This window comes from Rahnella perminowiae (genome assembly GCF_019049755.1).
In the GTDB taxonomy this organism is placed as follows: Bacteria; Pseudomonadota; Gammaproteobacteria; order Enterobacterales; family Enterobacteriaceae; genus Rahnella; species Rahnella perminowiae.
The window spans coordinates 1-16,528 of the sequence record NZ_JAFMOS010000539.1; the positions used below are offsets into that span (position 1 = coordinate 1).

General features: G+C 53.8%; 13 protein-coding genes. 7 read left to right on the forward strand and 6 right to left on the reverse strand.

The genetic code is table 11. The features are described 5' to 3' along the window. Nucleotides 1-337: 337 nt before the first annotated feature. The gene (locus tag J1785_RS12755) at nucleotides 338-475 is read left to right on the forward strand and encodes an ash family protein (RefSeq protein ID WP_101079303.1); all 138 of its coding nucleotides are present in this window, start codon (nucleotides 338-340) and stop codon (nucleotides 473-475) included. A gap of 75 nt (nucleotides 476-550) precedes the next feature. Then, on the forward strand, nucleotides 551-802 hold the full coding sequence (locus tag J1785_RS12760; protein ID WP_129638890.1) for a helix-turn-helix domain-containing protein: 252 nt from the start codon (nucleotides 551-553) through the stop codon (nucleotides 800-802). Between the two features lie 71 nt (nucleotides 803-873). Here the strand turns inward: J1785_RS12760 and argG are convergent, their stop codons facing one another. The 3 genes from argG to J1785_RS12775 all read right to left on the reverse strand — a co-directional run bounded on the left by argG (nucleotide 874) and on the right by J1785_RS12775 (nucleotide 3,288). Continuing rightward, entirely contained in the window at nucleotides 874-2,235 is a 1,362-nt protein-coding gene (argG, locus tag J1785_RS12765) for an argininosuccinate synthase (RefSeq protein ID WP_129954903.1), read from the reverse strand. A gap of 164 nt (nucleotides 2,236-2,399) precedes the next feature. Next, nucleotides 2,400-2,741 carry an NIPSNAP family protein gene (locus tag J1785_RS12770; RefSeq protein WP_129954904.1) on the reverse strand — a complete coding sequence of 114 codons (342 nt, stop codon included), beginning with the start codon at nucleotides 2,739-2,741 and terminating at the stop codon, nucleotides 2,400-2,402. A 70-nt stretch (nucleotides 2,742-2,811) separates the two neighbouring features. After that, nucleotides 2,812-3,288 (reverse strand): Lrp/AsnC family transcriptional regulator, encoded by a 477-nt coding sequence (locus tag J1785_RS12775; RefSeq protein WP_129954905.1) that lies wholly within the window; start codon nucleotides 3,286-3,288, stop codon nucleotides 2,812-2,814. A gap of 133 nt (nucleotides 3,289-3,421) precedes the next feature. Between J1785_RS12775 and J1785_RS12780 the strand changes: the two genes are divergently transcribed. Then, entirely contained in the window at nucleotides 3,422-3,838 is a 417-nt protein-coding gene (locus J1785_RS12780; protein WP_129954906.1) for a DUF2000 domain-containing protein, read from the forward strand. 75 nt (nucleotides 3,839-3,913) lie between these two features. On the opposite strand, the gene J1785_RS12785 is transcribed toward J1785_RS12780, so the two are convergent. From J1785_RS12785 to J1785_RS12795, 3 genes are all read right to left on the reverse strand, one after another. Beyond that, nucleotides 3,914-5,098 carry a sugar transporter gene (locus J1785_RS12785; RefSeq protein ID WP_129954907.1) on the reverse strand — a complete coding sequence of 395 codons (1,185 nt, stop codon included), beginning with the start codon at nucleotides 5,096-5,098 and terminating at the stop codon, nucleotides 3,914-3,916. 172 nt (nucleotides 5,099-5,270) lie between these two features. Further along, nucleotides 5,271-5,813: a M15 family metallopeptidase gene (locus J1785_RS12790; protein ID WP_217219519.1), complete on the reverse strand. Its 543-nt coding sequence runs from the start codon at nucleotides 5,811-5,813 to the stop codon at nucleotides 5,271-5,273. Beyond that, nucleotides 5,810-6,640: a gamma-glutamyl-gamma-aminobutyrate hydrolase family protein gene (locus J1785_RS12795; protein WP_129992029.1), complete on the reverse strand. Its 831-nt coding sequence runs from the start codon at nucleotides 6,638-6,640 to the stop codon at nucleotides 5,810-5,812. Before J1785_RS12795 ends, J1785_RS12790 begins: the two co-directional genes overlap by 4 nt. 470 nt (nucleotides 6,641-7,110) lie before the next feature. Here J1785_RS12795 and J1785_RS12800 point away from each other — a divergent pair, with 470 nt between their 5' ends. The 4 genes from J1785_RS12800 to J1785_RS12815 are packed head-to-tail and all read left to right on the forward strand — an operon-like array spanning nucleotide 7,111 to nucleotide 16,215. Continuing rightward, complete coding sequence (locus J1785_RS12800; RefSeq protein ID WP_129992030.1) at nucleotides 7,111-8,454, forward strand: MdtA/MuxA family multidrug efflux RND transporter periplasmic adaptor subunit; 1,344 nt, start codon at nucleotides 7,111-7,113, stop codon at nucleotides 8,452-8,454. Further along, complete coding sequence (locus J1785_RS12805; protein ID WP_217219520.1) at nucleotides 8,451-11,648, forward strand: efflux RND transporter permease subunit; 3,198 nt, start codon at nucleotides 8,451-8,453, stop codon at nucleotides 11,646-11,648. Before J1785_RS12800 ends, J1785_RS12805 begins: the two co-directional genes overlap by 4 nt. Then, nucleotides 11,649-14,774: an efflux RND transporter permease subunit gene (locus tag J1785_RS12810; protein ID WP_217137797.1), complete on the forward strand. Its 3,126-nt coding sequence runs from the start codon at nucleotides 11,649-11,651 to the stop codon at nucleotides 14,772-14,774. A gap of 34 nt (nucleotides 14,775-14,808) precedes the next feature. Continuing rightward, a complete protein-coding gene (locus J1785_RS12815; protein ID WP_217219521.1) occupies nucleotides 14,809-16,215 on the forward strand; it encodes an efflux transporter outer membrane subunit in 1,407 nt (468 codons plus the stop codon). Nucleotides 16,216-16,528 lie beyond the last annotated feature (313 nt).

Sequence of the window (16,528 nt, forward strand, 5' to 3'; positions counted from 1 at the left end):
GGTTGGGGTGGGGGATTAAGAGCAGATCGGAATGCGGAAGCTTTTACTATTTTATGGTTTGCTAAACCCCCACCCAGCCTCCCCCTTCGCAGGGGGAGGAGCACGCCTGCGACTTCTGCAACTCCTTGCAAACCATTAAATTTATCTGGAATCATCACCTCAGTTTCGTTCTTAGCCACTTGGTTTAGTCACGCGCTTTACGCTATAGTCGCGTCGCTGCGGCAAAATCCGCAGCCGGGCGTGAGAACCCGTCTACTCTACTAGTGACAGCATAAATTTTGCGTCACCGCTTTTGCCTACCCGTTATACATACTTTTGATAGTATTTATGACGTTCTATGGTGGCTCAGGCGGGGCTGACTTCGGTCAGGCCGGTAGCTAGTGGAGCCGGTATTCTCACCCCCGTCTGGGCTACCACCCAAGAGCGTGAGAACTCCAGTGGTAGCTTTACAACTAATCCACTGGAAATTGAATGATGAAAACTTCACATAACCCTACCTATTTACCTTTCCCCCATTCCCCTGTGATCCTGACCACAGGAGCACAAACTCATGAATAATCAAGACTGGCATCAGGCAGATATTATTGCGGCGTTGCGTAAGAAGGGCACGACATTGGCGGCGGTATCACGGGCTGCGGGGTTAAGTTCTTCGACGCTATCGAATGCGCTTTCGCGTCCGTGGCCGAAAGGGGAAATACTGATTGGTCAGGCGATTGGCGTGCATCCTGCTGTGATCTGGCCGAGTCGTTATTACGACCCGAAAACACATCAGTTAATTGAACGCCGTACACGAAATCATTAGGTGCAAATTATTGAGCGGGCAGGGCATCAGTAATGATGATCATCCTGCCCGCTCGTTTAAACCAACAGCAATTACTTATTCTTCACCTGCAATCCGCGCGGCAGGTTGTTGTTATCCACCTGCGGTAAACCGGTAGAGGCGGAAGAAGTCAGCAAGCCTGTCTCAACGTAGTTTTGCAATTTCTCGCGGGTATCGGTGATATCCAGGTTACGCATGGTCAGCTGACCAATACGGTCATCTGGTGAGAACACAGAATCGCCTTTTTCCATGGTCAGACGCTCTGGTTTGTAAGTCAGGTTCTCAGACACGGTATTCATGATGGTGTAGTCGTTGCCGCGACGCAGTTCCAGAGTGACTTCACCGGTGATTTCGCTGGCGACCCAACGCTGAGCGGAGTCACGCAGCATCAGTGCTTGTGGATCGAACCAACGGCCCTGATACAGCAGACGACCCAGAACACGGCCATTTGCGTGATATTGCTCGATGGTGTCTTCGTTATGAATACCGGTCAGCAGACGCTCGTAAGCGATGTGCAGCAGTGCCATCCCCGGGGCTTCGTAGATACCACGACTTTTGGCTTCGATGATACGGTTTTCAATCTGATCGCTCATCCCTAAACCATGGCGGCCACCGATGCGGTTGGCTTCCATCATCAGCTCAACGCTGTCATCAAAGGTTATGCCATTGAGCGCAACAGGATAACCACGCTCGAAACGAACAGTCACCTCTTCAGCTTTCACGACTACATTCTCGTCCCAGAATTTTACGCCCATGATCGGGTTAACGATTTTGACGCCGGAATCGAGGAATTCCAGATCCTTGGCTTCGTGCGTTGCGCCCAGCATATTGGAGTCAGTAGAGTAGGCTTTCTCGGTCGACATTTTGTAATCGAAACCGGACTGAATCATGAATTCAGACATCTCATGACGGCCACCGAGTTCATCAATAAAGTCGGTATCCAGCCACGGTTTATAAATTTTCAGTTCAGCATTGGTCAGCAGGCCGTAACGATAGAAGCGCTCAATGTCGTTACCTTTATACGTGCTGCCGTCACCCCAGATATTGACGCCATCTTCTTTCATCGCAGCCACCAGCATGGTACCGGTAACGGCACGGCCCAGCGGTGTGGTGTTGAAGTAGGTGACACCTGCGGTGGTGTTGTGGAATGCACCACATTGAATGGCGGCAATCCCTTCTGCAACCAGCTGCTTACGGCAGTCAATCAGACGGGCTTTCTCTGCACCGTATTCCAGCGCTTTACGTGGGATAGCATCGTAATCGTCTTCATCAGGCTGACCCAGGTTGGCCGTGTAGGCATAAGGGATGGCCCCTTTTTTCTGCATCCACAGCAGGGCTGCACTGGTGTCCAAACCGCCGGAGAATGCAATCCCCACACGCTGATTAATCGGAAGGTGCTTGAGAATAGTTGTCATCGTTAGATCCTGTATGAATGGGGTCTGTCTGCTTAAGGTTTCAATGCCTATATTGATATCGCAAAACCGGCGTCGGGTAAAAGGGATTTTGCATATTTATGTAAATTTTATCGCATAACTATCTAGTTGTCATGCCCTCAAAGCGGCATTTGATTCAAAATTATTCACTGTACGCGCAAGCCCTCGACACTCTGCAGGGGCAAAATCAGTATCGTTTTCAGGCTGTTTTCAATGCAACCGATAATCTCTTCACGCGGGCCGAGGCGCCAGTCATCGCCTGCATAAAACTCTTCCAGGATCTTATCCATACTTTCGATACTCTCAAATGCACGGATCAGGTAATAGCAGTCCGGATTATGCAACGAATTACCGAATGACACGACATCGATTGCGCAGCGGCGATGCAGGGGAACGCTGATTTCACTCATGATGCGATGAAACGCGGCTCCCATACCCGGTTGTAAGGTGTATTGCAGAATCTCTACGGTTCTTGTATCAGCACTCATTATCTCATCCCTGTTGAAAACTTGAGGTTTCAGCATACGCGAAAATGATGGGTTTTTTGTCGCATCGTCCTTAAATTCCCTCCAGCGGCAGTACATCCAGCGGTTTGATTTCCCTGAGCACAAACGAAGTTTGCATCTCCTTGATGCCGGGTAAGCGGCGTACCACTTCCATCGCGAAACTGGAAAAACTGTCGAGATCTTTCGCCACCACCTGCAACAGAAAATCTGCGTCTCCGGCAATGGCATAACAGGCTATTACCGAAGGTAGTGCGCCAACCTGTAACTCGAAACGTTGTGCATCTTCCTCGCTGTGACTGTCGATTTTCACCCGGATAAAGGCCAGCAACCCCAGCCCGATTTTTTTCCGGTCGATATTCGCCTGATAGCCGGTGATCACGCCGCTGTCTTCCAGCTGTTTCATGCGCCGCCAGCAGGGTGATGCCGCCATGCCCACTTTTTCGGCCAGCTCCTGATTGGTCATTCTGCCCGAACCCTGAAGCTGTTTAAGAATGCGAAGGTCTGCCGGTGAAATTTCAGATATGGACATAATCTGCCTTTTAAATGTGATTTTTAGAAAGAGATAACCAAATTAGGGCATTTTACCGCGCAAAAAGAAAGCACCTTTCCGCAGCTTAACGCTATCATTTTTGTCATCAATAATGATGAAAAGGGCGGACAAAATGGCAAATAACCTGCGGGTGGCAATTATCCTCAATCCTGAACTCCCGCCGGGATTACTGGCAAATACAGCAGGTGTGATTGGTATCGGATTAGCAGCAAAATTCCCGATGCTGGCAGGCACTTCTCTGAGCGATGTGAAGGGCGTCACGACCGATACTATCTCTAAAACTCCGTTGCCCATTTTGCAGGCCACGCCCGATCACATTAAGGCGCTGATGTTTAAAGCACTGGATGCCGGAGGCGAGCACGGCGTGGTGCCGTTCCCGGCATTTGCCCGCACTATGCATCAGTTCGAACAGTACGAAACCGCTTTTCCGCTGCGGGATTTATACGATGAAGTTATAGATGGCGTCGGGCTGGTGGGGCCGGAAAAATGGATTAAATCGCTGACCGGTAATCTGAAGCTATTGCGCTAACGTGTTGAAGCAACGGGTATAAAAAAGACCGAATACAGGGTTCGTATTCGGTCTGAGCGTTTTGCTAATCCGTATTCAGTTCGTCGCTTTCAGCTGCGGATAGCGTTTGAAAATTGTCAGACACCAGACGAATGCGACGCAGCCGATCAGGCCACCGGCGTAGCCGACGTTGCTCATTTCCAGATGCAGACTCACCTGATTACCGATAAGTGCACCGGCACCGATACCGATATTATAAATACCGGAAAGCAATGCCATTGAGACGTCAGTCGCGTCGGTCGCCAGCGTCAGGACGCGCACCTGCATCGCCAGGCCGATAATCATCATCGCCAGCCCCCAGATCACGCAAAGCACTGAAATCGCGACCGGATTCATGACTGCCACAAATAACAGTAGCATGCTAAGCGTGACCAGTAAGATCGGGCCGCTGAGCATGGCAGCCGGGAAGCGGTTGCCGAGCAAACTGAACGCAATGCTGCCGAGAATGCCGGCGCCGCCGAAAATAAGCAGCAGGAAAGTCGTGAAGTTTTCACCCATGTGGGCCACGCTCTGGATAAACGGTTCGATATAACTGTACGCCGTATAGTGAGCGGTCACTATCAATGCGGTAAGCAGATACATACCGACCAGTGCCGGGCGGCGGAATAACATCGGCACACTTTTCAGGGAACCGGTATGTTCACTTGGCAACGGTGGCAGCAGTTTAATCAGACAAATCAGCGTCAGCAGCGCAACGATGCCGATGCTCATAAAGGTGGTACGCCAGCCAAGATACTGCCCGATCAGGCGGCCCAGCGGTAAACCAAGTACCATCGCCAGCGCGGTGCCGGTCGCTAACATACTGAGTGCCTGCGTCTTTTTACCGGCCGGTGCCACCCTGATCGCCAGCGAGGCGGTGATCGACCAGAAAATGGCATGGGCGAGGGCGATACCAACGCGTGAGGCCACCAGACTCCAGAAACTCCAGGAAATGACAGATAACACATGGCTGGCGATAAACAGGCAAAAGATAACGATCAGCAGGCGCTTTCGTTCAACATTGCGGGTTAACAGCATCAGTGGCAGCGACATCAGCGCGACAACCCACGCATAAATGGTCAGCATCAGGCCGACCTGTGCTGTCTGCATATTGAAACTGGCGGCGATGTCGGAGAGTAACCCAACGGGCACAAATTCGGTGGTATTGAAGATGAATGCGGCAATAGCCATCATCACAACGCGAAGCCATGCTGTCCTGCGCGAAACGGTATCTGATTGCATTGAAATTTATGACTTATAAGAAGATGTTGGAATCAGGCATCTGTCTGGCAGACACCTGTTGAACACATAGTGTGTTTTATTTGTTCGAAAAATGGAACAGAAAATTGGCCTGTCAGATAAATCTTCAGGCAACAATTTTAGTGATGGAAACTGAGACGCAGGTCACTGTGTTTTATTGCGGATGCCAGCACCAGTGCCACGGCTCGTAAATAAATCCCCACGGATTACCCTGCGGAAATGACATCACGAACCCGAAGCGGGCAGCGTTATTTTGCAGCCACGTAAAAGCCGCGGTTTCGCCGAAAACACCTGTCACTTCATCGCAGCCGGGGGTATTGATGTCCACCGCGCAGCCGGTGTGATGTTCACTGCATCCTGGCGGGGCCAGTGAGGTGAAGAAAACTTCCGGTGCAATGCCTGCATGTTGTTTGGTGCGGATTAAATCAGCCTGATAACTCAGGCTTCGGTAGGCGGAAACCAGATAAATGGCCACGCCGTCTGCGGCAGCATGCTGTTTCATGGTGTGCCAGGCGGCAGAAGCGGGGGCGGTCAGACGGTATATTCTACCGGTGTCGGCATCGGTTTCCGTCTCCACCAGTAAGTATTCACTTACGTCTTCGAAATACGGCAGTGTGCGGTGTGCAATAACCGCCGGATCGATATGCAGACCCCGCAGTATCTGCTCCGTTTGCGCCTTAAGTTGCGCCTGTCTCATGCCGGTTCGTCCCCCGAACGACCCATCACCTCGTTCATGGCCTCCGTCATCGCTTTACCTGCTGAGCGCATCGACTGCTGATAACGTGAGGCGGCGGCCACGAATGCATTAAGAAGCTGTGTGTCCTGCTTATTTTGCTGATATTCAGGATGCCATTGCACGCCGAGGCAAAAATCATAGTCCTCGCATTCAATGCCTTCGATCACCCCGTCGGGTGCATATGCATTCACGATGCAACCGGGCCCCACGGTTTTCACCGCCTGATGGTGCGAACTGTTAACATCGTAATTATCGCGATCCACGCAGCGGCTGAGCAGCGAACCTTCAACGATTTCTACCGGATGGTGCGCACGTTTTTTTCCGCCTGCGTTTTCGGTGTCAATGGTGGTGCTGTGTTCAAGGGCATCGGGTAACGCATCGGGAATATGCTGATACAGCGTGCCGCCGGTTAACACGGCGAGCAACTGCTGACCGCCGCAAATCCCGAGCAGCGGCATGTTGCGCTGCATGGCACCTTTGACGATGGCTTTTTCAAATTCGGTACGGGCGGGTTTCAGGCGAACCTGATCACTGGTTTGTGGTTCATTAAACAGTTCAGGCGGCACGTCAAATGCCCCGCCGGTCACGACAATGGCATCGCACAGCGCCAGGTATTCATCGGCCAGCGTCGCGTGATGCGGCAAAGCCAGCGGTACCGCGCCCAATTCCGCCAGGCTGGTCATATAGTTCTGACGCAAGGCATACCACGGATAATCGGCATAGCCACCGGCCTCCTCACTGTCGAGTGTTACCCCAATGACCGGCCTGGATTGAAATTTTGTCTGCATTCGCCTGAGTCCCTGCATGGAGATGAAAAACAATCAGAAATTTCACCATATCAAGCCGCGGCTGGCGCAAACAATATAAATTATCAATAGGTCATATTTTCAGGATTTAGCTCTGGTTTTATAACCCTGTAAGGTGTGTGGGCAGAGCGAATTTCGCGCTATTCCCGGGTTTTCCTGACAAAATTCTAAAGCAGCCTGACACTTCCTGATGCTTTTCTGTCGCCATCTTCAATATTCATTCTCATTTAGTTCTTAACATTAGCAGGCGTGAAAGGATAAATTAGCGGGTATCATTCATCCTGCTGAATGAAATAAAAATTCTTAATTGTTAGCAAAATCTTTACGTTGTCCTAAAAACAGCCATTGACGCTTTTAGAGATAATGTGTTTTTGACTGATATTGAAAATCTCTGGTTGAAGGTCATTTTTCAGCTGTTTTCTTCTCATTATTACTGCGAAACCAAGAAATTTATGCTGCCGACTGCCTCGTCTCGTCCCAAAAAACACACATTCCTGTGGATTGTTGTCGCCATTATCGTTGCCGCGATCCTGGTCTGGTTCTTTGCTTTTCACCACAGTGCGTCTGATCCTTCTGCCCAGAAAAAGCCGGGCCGTAGCGGCATGCGCGCGATGCGCGGCCAGATGATGGCGGGGATGGCAACACCGGTACAGGCCGGAAAGGCCACACAGGCGGACGTGCCGGTGTATTTGCGCGCGCTGGGTACGGTCGTGGCGAATGCCACGGTGACGGTGACCAGCCGGGTTGATGGCCAGCTAATGAAGGTGTACTTCACCGAAGGGCAGAAAGTGGCGCAGGGGCAGTTACTGGCGCAGATTGACCCGCGCAGCTATCAGGCGACGCTGGATCAATATCAGGGCTCACTGGCCCAAAATCAGGCGCTGTTGAAAAGTGCTGAACTGACGCTGGCACGCTACCGCAAATTGTATGCGCAGGATTCCCTGGCACGTCAGGATCTGGAAAGCCAGATCGCGACCGCGGGTCAGTATGCCGGTGCCGTCAAAGCCGATCAGGCACAAATCGCCGCCGCAAAACTGAATATTGAATTTGCGAAAATTACCGCGCCGGTCAGCGGGCATGTCGGTTTACGACTGGTCGATCCGGGCAATATGGTCTCCAGTTCCTCCACTACCGGCATTGTTACCATTACCCAGACTCAGCCTATCGCCGTCACTTTCAGTGTGCCGCAAAGTAATCTGCAAACCCTGCTGAAAGCGTTGCGTGGGGGAAATCTGTTGCCAACCACGGCTTTTGATCAGAACGGCAGTGAAGTGCTCGGACAAGGGAAACTGCAATTTATCAGTAACGAAATTGATACCAGTACCGGCAGCATCAAGCTGAAAGCATTATTCGATAACGCCGATGAAAAACTTTATCCGAACCAGTTTGTGAACGCCCGCTTACAGGTGGCGACGCTGAAAGACACCACCGTGATCCCGGCGGCGGCATTGCAACTGAGCAGTGACGGTGACTTTGTTTATATTGTGAAAGCCGACAGCACCATTGAGCGTCGCAGCGTGAAATCCGGCCCGGATTTTGGTGATGACCAGGTAGCGATTTTGTCCGGCGTAGCGCCGGGAGAGCAGGTGGTGACTACCGGTATTGACCGGCTGAACAACGGCACTAAAGTCGAGATTGTGACACCAGGCTCAGACGATGCTGTCGCCGCAGGCAGTTCGTCGAAAGAACGTGAGCAACGCGGTGGTGTAGATAAGGCTACGACGGGTGCGGATAAAACGGCTGTCGCTCCGCAGGTAAACCAAAACACTGCCGGTAAAGACAGCGGGTCTAAATGAATCCTTCACGCCTCTTTATTCTCCGGCCGGTCGCGACCATCCTGCTGATGGTCGCCGTGCTGTTGTCGGGAATTTTTGCCTACAATATGCTCTCGACTTCGGCGCTGCCGCAGGTTGATTACCCGACCATTCAGGTTACCACGCTGTATCCGGGGGCCAGCCCGGACGTGATGGCTTCCGGTATTACCGCACCGCTTGAGCGTCAGCTCGGGCAGATGGCGGGGCTGAGTCAGATGTATTCCACCAGCGCCAGCGGTTCCTCCATTATCACGCTGAAATTCTCGCTGGATTTGTCCCTTGATGTGGCTGAGCAGGAAGTGCAGGCGGCGATCAATGCCGCTGACAGCCTGCTGCCCAGCGATTTACCGAATCCGCCGACCTATAAAAAAGTCAACCCGGCGGATGCGGCAGTGCTGACACTGGCCGCAACGTCTGAATCGCTGCCGCTGACCAAAGTGCAGGATCTGGTGAATACCCGCGTGGCGCTGAAATTGTCACAAATTTCCGGCGTCGGTATGGTGACGCTGGCAGGAGGAAATCAGCCTGCGATCCGCGTACAGGTAGATCCGCGTAAGCTGGCGGCGCATAACCTCAGCATGGAAACTATCAACACGCTGATCGGCAACAGTAACGTCAACGGTTCCAAAGGCGGCTTTGACGGCCCGCATCATTCCATCACTATTGATGCCAACGATCAGCTGCGCACCGCAGATGAATACGGCAATCTGATCATCAATTATGAAAACGGGGCAGCGTTGCGTTTGCACGATGTTGCGACGCTCTCCGAAGCACCGGAAAATCAGTACCTTTCTGCATGGGCCAATAAGCAACCGGCGATCATTATCAGCGTTCAGCGTCAGCCGGGCGCGAACGTGATTCAGGTCGTGGATGCTATCAAAGCACAGTTGCCGAAATTGCAGGAGTCCCTGCCGGAGTCCGTCAAAATCAGCGTGGTTTCGGACCGGACACAAACCATCCGTGCCTCGATCAGCGATGTTCAGTTTGAGTTATTGCTGTCTATTGCGCTGGTGGTCATGGTCACCTTCCTGTTCCTGCGCAATGTCGCGGCGACGCTTATCCCAAGCGTGGCCGTGCCGCTCTCACTGGTCGGCACCTTTGGCGTGATGTATCTGTGCGGTTTCAGCCTCAATAACCTTTCGCTGATGGCGCTGACCATCGCCACCGGTTTTGTTATTGATGACGCTATCGTGGTGGTAGAAAACATTTCACGACGACTCGAGGAGGGTGAAACACCGATGCAGGCGGCGCTGAAAGGCTCGCAGCAGATCGGCTTCACCATTATTTCCCTGACTTTCTCGCTGATTGCCGTGTTGATCCCGTTGTTATTTATGGGGGATGTGGTCGGGCGCCTGTTCCGTGAATTCGCCATTACGCTGGCGGTGTCGATTCTGGTGTCGATGATCGTGTCGCTCACCCTGACACCGATGTTATGCGCCTATTTACTGCGTCACACGCCGGAAGAAAAACAGAGCAAGTTTTATCGTAAAGGCGGTGAGTTTTTCGACAAGCTGATCGCCGGTTACGACCGTATGCTGATCGTGGTGCTGAACCATCAGAAGATCACGCTGCTGGTGGCCGCCGCGACGTTAGTGTTCACCGCGTTGCTGTATGTGATTGTGCCAAAAGGGTTCTTCCCGTCGCAGGATACCGGCATGATCCAGGGGATCACCGTGGCGTCACAGGATGTCTCCTTCAGCGAAATGGGGCGTCGTCAGCAATTACTGACCGCTGCCATCCTCAGTGATCCGGATGTGGAAAGCGTTTCCTCTACCATCGGCGTGGACGGCAATAATACCAGCCTGAACAGCGGGCGTTTGCAGATCAGCCTGAAAACCTTTGATGAACGCAGCGAACGTGCACCGGCAATCATTGAGCGCCTGAAACAGGAAACCGCAGGCGTACCGGGCATTACACTTTATATGCAGGCTTCGCAGGATCTGACCGTCGACGATCAGGTGACGCCAAGCCAGTACCAGTTCACGCTTGATGATTCCGACAGCGAAAATCTGGTGGAGTGGACACCGAAGCTGATTGAGAAACTCAGTGCATTGCCTGAGTTCAGCGAAGTCGTCAGTAACCTGCAAAATCAGGGGCAGATTGCTTACGTAGAACTGGATCGCGATGCTGCTGCACGCTACGGGATCACGGCATCTGACGTCGATACTGCGCTGTACAACGCTTTCGGTCAGCGGCTGGTTTCCACCATCTTTACCCAGGCGAATCAGTACCGCGTCGTGCTGGAAGTGGCGCCGCAATTCCAGCAGTCACCGGCCTCTTTTGACGATGTCTACCTGGCGACTAACAACAGTACTTCGACCTCCGGCACGGTGGCGACCACCACCAGCAGTACATCTTCTACGTCTGACAGCGGCACCTCGACCACAACCACTAATGCCGGTGCCACCAATGGCATGGTCAAACTGACGTCGGTTGCCAAAATCCACATGCGCACCGGTGCGCTGTTGCAGGCGCGTCTCAACCAGCTACCGGCAGTAACGGTGTCGTTTAACCTCAAAGACGGTTATTCACTGGAGCAGGCGCAACAGGCGATTAAAACGACTGTGGCCGATATCGCGATGCCGGACAGTATCACCCTGCGTTATCAGGGGGCGGCGGCGTCGTTTGAAAGTGCCACCGGCAACACGCTGTGGTTGATCCTTGCCGCGCTGCTGACCATGTATGTCGTGCTCGGTATTCTGTATGAAAGTTTTATCCATCCGGTGACCATTCTGTCCACATTACCATCAGCGGCGGTGGGCGCCTTGCTGTCGCTGATCTTTGCCGGTACGGAATTCAGCCTGATCGCGCTGATCGGGGTGATCCTGCTGATCGGTATCGTGAAAAAGAATGCCATTATGATGATCGATTTTGCGCTGGATGCGGAAAATAAACAGGGGCTTTCGCCGCGTGAGGCGATTCATCAGGCGTGTTTACTGCGTTTTCGTCCGATCATGATGACGACGATGGCTGCTTTGCTCGGCGCACTGCCGCTGATGCTGGCGAGCGGATCCGGCGCGGAACTGCGTCAGCCGCTGGGGCTGGTGATCGTCGGCGGCCTGATCTTCAGTCAGATCCTGACGCTGTTCTCCACGCCGGTGATCTACCTGATGTTTGACCGGCTTTCTCACCGCCTCAATCCACGTCACCGGCGTGCAGCGAAGCAGGCGGAATAAATGAACATTTCGCGTTTCTTCATCTTTCGTCCGGTCGCAACATTACTGCTGACGATGGCGATACTTCTGCTCGGTTTGCTTGGGTATCGCCTGCTGCCGGTCGCGCCGCTGCCCCAGGTGGATTTTCCGACCATTCTGGTCAGTGCCAGTCTGCCGGGTGCCAGCCCTGAAACCATGGCGGCAACGGTAGCTACGCCGCTGGAAAGGGCGCTCGGGCAAATCGCCGGTGTCACGGAAATGACCTCGCGCAGTTCGCAGAGTTCGACCAGCATTATCCTGCAATTCGATCTTGATCGCGATATCAATGGGGCGGCGCGTGACGTGCAGGCGGCGATTAATGCCTCCCGTGCGTTATTGCCGAGCAGCATGCCGTCGCTGCCAACTTACCGCAAAGCCAACCCGTCGGATGCGCCGATTATCATGCTGGCCCTGACCTCGGCTACGCGCAGTAAAGGTGAACTGTATGATATTGCCTCGAGCCAGTTGCAACAGAAAATCGCACAGGTCAACGGCGTCGGTCAGGTTTCACTGGTGGGTTCTGCACTGCCGGGCGTGCGCATTGATTTGCGTCCTGAGGCGGTCACGTCTTATGGCATCTCTCTCGATACCATTCGCACTGCGATTGCCAACAGTACCAGCAATTTGCCGAAAGGCTTGCTGCAAGGTTCGGATCAGTCATGGATGATTGAAGGTAATGGTCAGCAAAGTACTGCCGCGCAGTACAAACCGCTGATTGTCACCTACATCAATGGCTCGGCAATCCGGCTTAGTGATATCGCCAATGTTTACGATTCTGTCGAAGACAAATATAACGTCGGGTATTACAACAGTACGCCGTCGGTGATGATTGGCGTGACGCGGCAGGCTGGCGCGAACATGCTTGAAACCATTGAGGCGATTAAAGCCGCGCTGCCGCTGATGAAAGAAAGTCTGCCAGGAGATGTGCAGCTTAATCTGGCCCTTGACCGTTCGCCGAACGTTTCCGCTTCTTTGCGTGATACTGAAATGACCCTGCTGGAAGCCACGCTGCTGGTGATCGCGGTGGTGTTTGTGTTCCTGCGTAACTGGAATGCGGTGTTGATCCCCGCCGTGGCGCTGCCCGTGTCACTGATCGGCACCTGCGCGGTAATGTATCTGCTCGGCTATAGCCTGGATAACCTCTCGCTGATGGCGCTGATTATCTCCACCGGTTTCGTGGTCGATGATGCCATTGTGGTGCTGGAGAATATTACCCGGCATATCGAAGAGGGAATGGGGCCCGTGCGTGCGGCGCTGAAAGGTGCACAGGAAGTCAGTTTCACCGTACTGTCGATGACGCTGTCACTGATCGCCGTATTCATCCCAATCCTGATGATGGGCAGCATTGTCGGCCGCTTGTTCCGTGAGTTTGCGGTGACGCTGAGTGTCTCACTGATCATCTCGATGCTGGTATCGCTGAGCCTGACGCCGATGCTGTGTGCGCGTTTCCTTAAACGCAAACCACCGGTGGAAAAACGTCAGCCGCGCATTTACCGCATGATCGAACGCGGCCTTAACAAACTGCTGGCGGCCTATTCTGCGGCGCTCGGCTGGGTGATGCGTCATCAGCTAATGACGCTGGTGGGGTTGTTTCTCACCGTGATCCTCAATTTCTATCTTTATACCGTAGTAGAAAAAGGTTTCTTCCCGGACCAGGACACCGGGATGCTGATGGGCATGTTGCGTGCGGATCAGAATACTTCCTTCCAGTCGATCCAGCCGCAGGTGCTGAAATACAGCAAGATCATTCAGGATGATCCGGCGGTCGAAGCGGTGATGAGTTCAGCGGGCAGCGGCGGTTTCGGATCACGTAACACCGCGACCTTCTTTGTACGACTGAAAGATTTCGACAAACGTACTGCCACCGCCAACCAGGTGGCTAACCGTCTGATGATGGCGACGGGCAAAGAACCGGGCGCGCAGCTGTTCCTGATGGCCGCGCAGGATCTGCACATCGGCGGACGCAGCGCTAACGCGCAGTATCAGTACAGTCTGCAATCTGACGATCTTTCCGTGCTGCGTGAATGGGCACCGAAGGTGCAGAAAGCGCTGGCGAAATTGCCACAACTGACCGGGGTGGATTCCGATGCACAGACCGGCGGTCAGGAGGTCATGCTCAATATTGACCGGGATCGCGCCACGCAACTGGGCGTGAACGTGAAGATGATCGACACGTTGCTCAACAACGCCTTCAGCCAGCGGCAGGTCGCGACGATCTATAAGACGCTGAACCAGTATCATGTAGTGATGAACCTGACATCGGATTACACCAGCAACCCGGATGTCCTGCATCAGTTATACGTGGTGACCGAAGCCGGTGATCAGGTGCCGCTGTCCGCGTTTGCCACCTTCAGTGGCGCCAACGCACCGCTGTCGGTTTCCCATCAGGGGCAGACAGCCACTACCACCATTGCATTCAATCTCGCTGACGGCTATGCGCTGGAGGATGCCCAGGCTGCGCTGAAAACCGCTATGGCGCAAATCGGCTTGCCGGATACCGTTCATGGCAGTTATGCGGGGACAGCGCAGGCATTTGAAGCGCTGGCCAGTTCCATGCCGTGGTTGATCCTGGCCGCGCTGGCAGCGGTATATATCGTGCTCGGCATGTTGTATGAAAGTTATATTCACCCGCTGACCATTCTTTCCACGCTGCCTTCCGCCGGACTTGGTGCGCTGCTGCTGATGCTGGTGACGGGTACGCAACTGACAGTGATCGCACTGATTGGCATCCTGCTGCTGATCGGCATCGTGAAAAAAAACGCGATCATGATGATCGACTTCGCCCTCGATGCCGAACGACGGCTCGGTCTGACGCCGCAACAGGCGATCACTCAGGCATGTCTGATGCGTTTTCGTCCGATCCTGATGACCACGCTGGCGGCATTCTTCGGCGCACTGCCTCTGGCGATGGGCAGCGGTGGTGACGCGGATCTGCGCAGCCCGCTGGGGATGGCGATTGCCGGCGGCCTGGCGTTGAGCCAGATCCTGACGTTATTCACCACGCCGGTGGTTTACCTGTATATGGATCGTACCAGCCGCGCGACGCATCGTCTGTGGCAACGTCTGCGTCCTCACACGACGCCGCCGGAGGCCCGTACACATGACTGATCACACTGAAACTCATTACCCTGAAGCGAATCTGATGACTCTGCAAAAAACACGTTCTATGGTGTTCCGTCTTGCCCCGCTGGTGCTGGCCATGCTTGTCAGCGCCTGTGCCGTCGGCCCTGATTACCAGCGGCCTGACGTGGCGATGCCGACGGCATTTAAAGAAGCCAAAGGCTGGACCGCCGCCATCCCGAAAGATAACCAGGCCAAAGGCGACTGGTGGGCGGTGTATCAGGATCCTGAATTGTCATCGCTGCTGACGCAGGTGCAGATTTCCAACCAGAACGTCGCGCAGTATGCCGCGCAATACCGACAGGCGCAGGCACTGGTCACACAGGCGCGTTCCGATTTGTATCCTTCCGTGGATGCGACCGTCGGCAGCACGCGCAGCGGCACATCAACCTCCACCAGCAACAGCCAGTCCGCACAATTGAGTGCAAGCTGGGAACTGGATTTGTGGGGCAAACTGCGCCGCACGGCAGAAGAACAGGACGCCAGCGCGCAGGCCAGTAAGGCCGATCTGGCCGATGCCACGCTCAGTGCGCAGTCGGAACTGGCGCAGGATTATTTCCAGTTGCGGGTGATGGATCAGCAAATCGCGTTGTATAAGCAAAGCATCGATGCCTATCAGCGTTATCTGACCGTGATTGAGAACCAGTATGCCGGTGGCAGCACCTCGCGTGCCACACTGGCGCAGGCGCAAACTCAGCTGGAAAGCACCAAAGCCTCGGCGCTGGATCTGCAATGGCAGCGCGCCCAGCTTGAGCACGCTATCGCCGTACTGATCGGCAAACCCCCCGCACAGTTCAGCCTCGCGGCACGTGACGTCAAACTCAACCTGCCTGCGATGCCGGATGCGATTCCGTCGCAACTGTTGCAGCGCCGTCCTGATATCGCCGCCGCCGAACGTACGATGGCCTCTTCCAACGCCGCAGTCGGTGTGGCGACTGCCGCGTACTATCCTGATCTGACCTTAAGCGCCAGCGGCGGTTTCGCCAGCTCGGCCTTCCACAATCTGTTCTCGCTGCCAAACCGCGTCTGGTCTTTAGGCCCGGAACTCAGCCAGACGGTACTGGATTTCGGTTCCACCCGTGGCAAAGTGGCACAGGCCGAAGCCGCGTATGACGCCGACGTCGCCAGTTATCGCCAGAGCGTGTTAACCGCGATGCAGGAAGTAGAAGATTATCTGGTCGAACTGCACACGCTGGACAGCGAGCTGGTCGCCCGGCAGAACGCCGCCGATGCCGCCAAAGAGTCCGCCCGCGTGACCTACAACCAGTATCAGGCCGGGATGATCGACTATCTCGACGTCGCAACGACTGAAAACACCAGCCTGACTCAGCAGCAAAGCGTCCTGTCACTGCTCAGCACCCAGATGGTCACCAGCGTCAAGCTGATCGCAGCCCTGGGCGGGGGATGGAACGGGGATGTGGGTAAGTAAGAGAGTGTGAATTATCTCTGCACGAAGGACACATAAAAGTGTCTTTGGTGTAGAGATCGTTATTCATTTCAGTTTCAGCGCGAATGTTGCCGTTCATCTTTAAAAATAATATTACGTGCACAATACTTCCAGGTACTCGCTTCATAACGAAGTAAGATAGTTTTCATATGCGTTTTAACTCATTTTTTTATTTGTATTTATCAAATTTTGATGTAAGTTTCGCAAAAATGAGAATCCAGATGATTACCGATGCCGCGCCTATCAACACGCCATACGAGGGAAAGATATAGATACAAAGCAGCCATGATGAAAT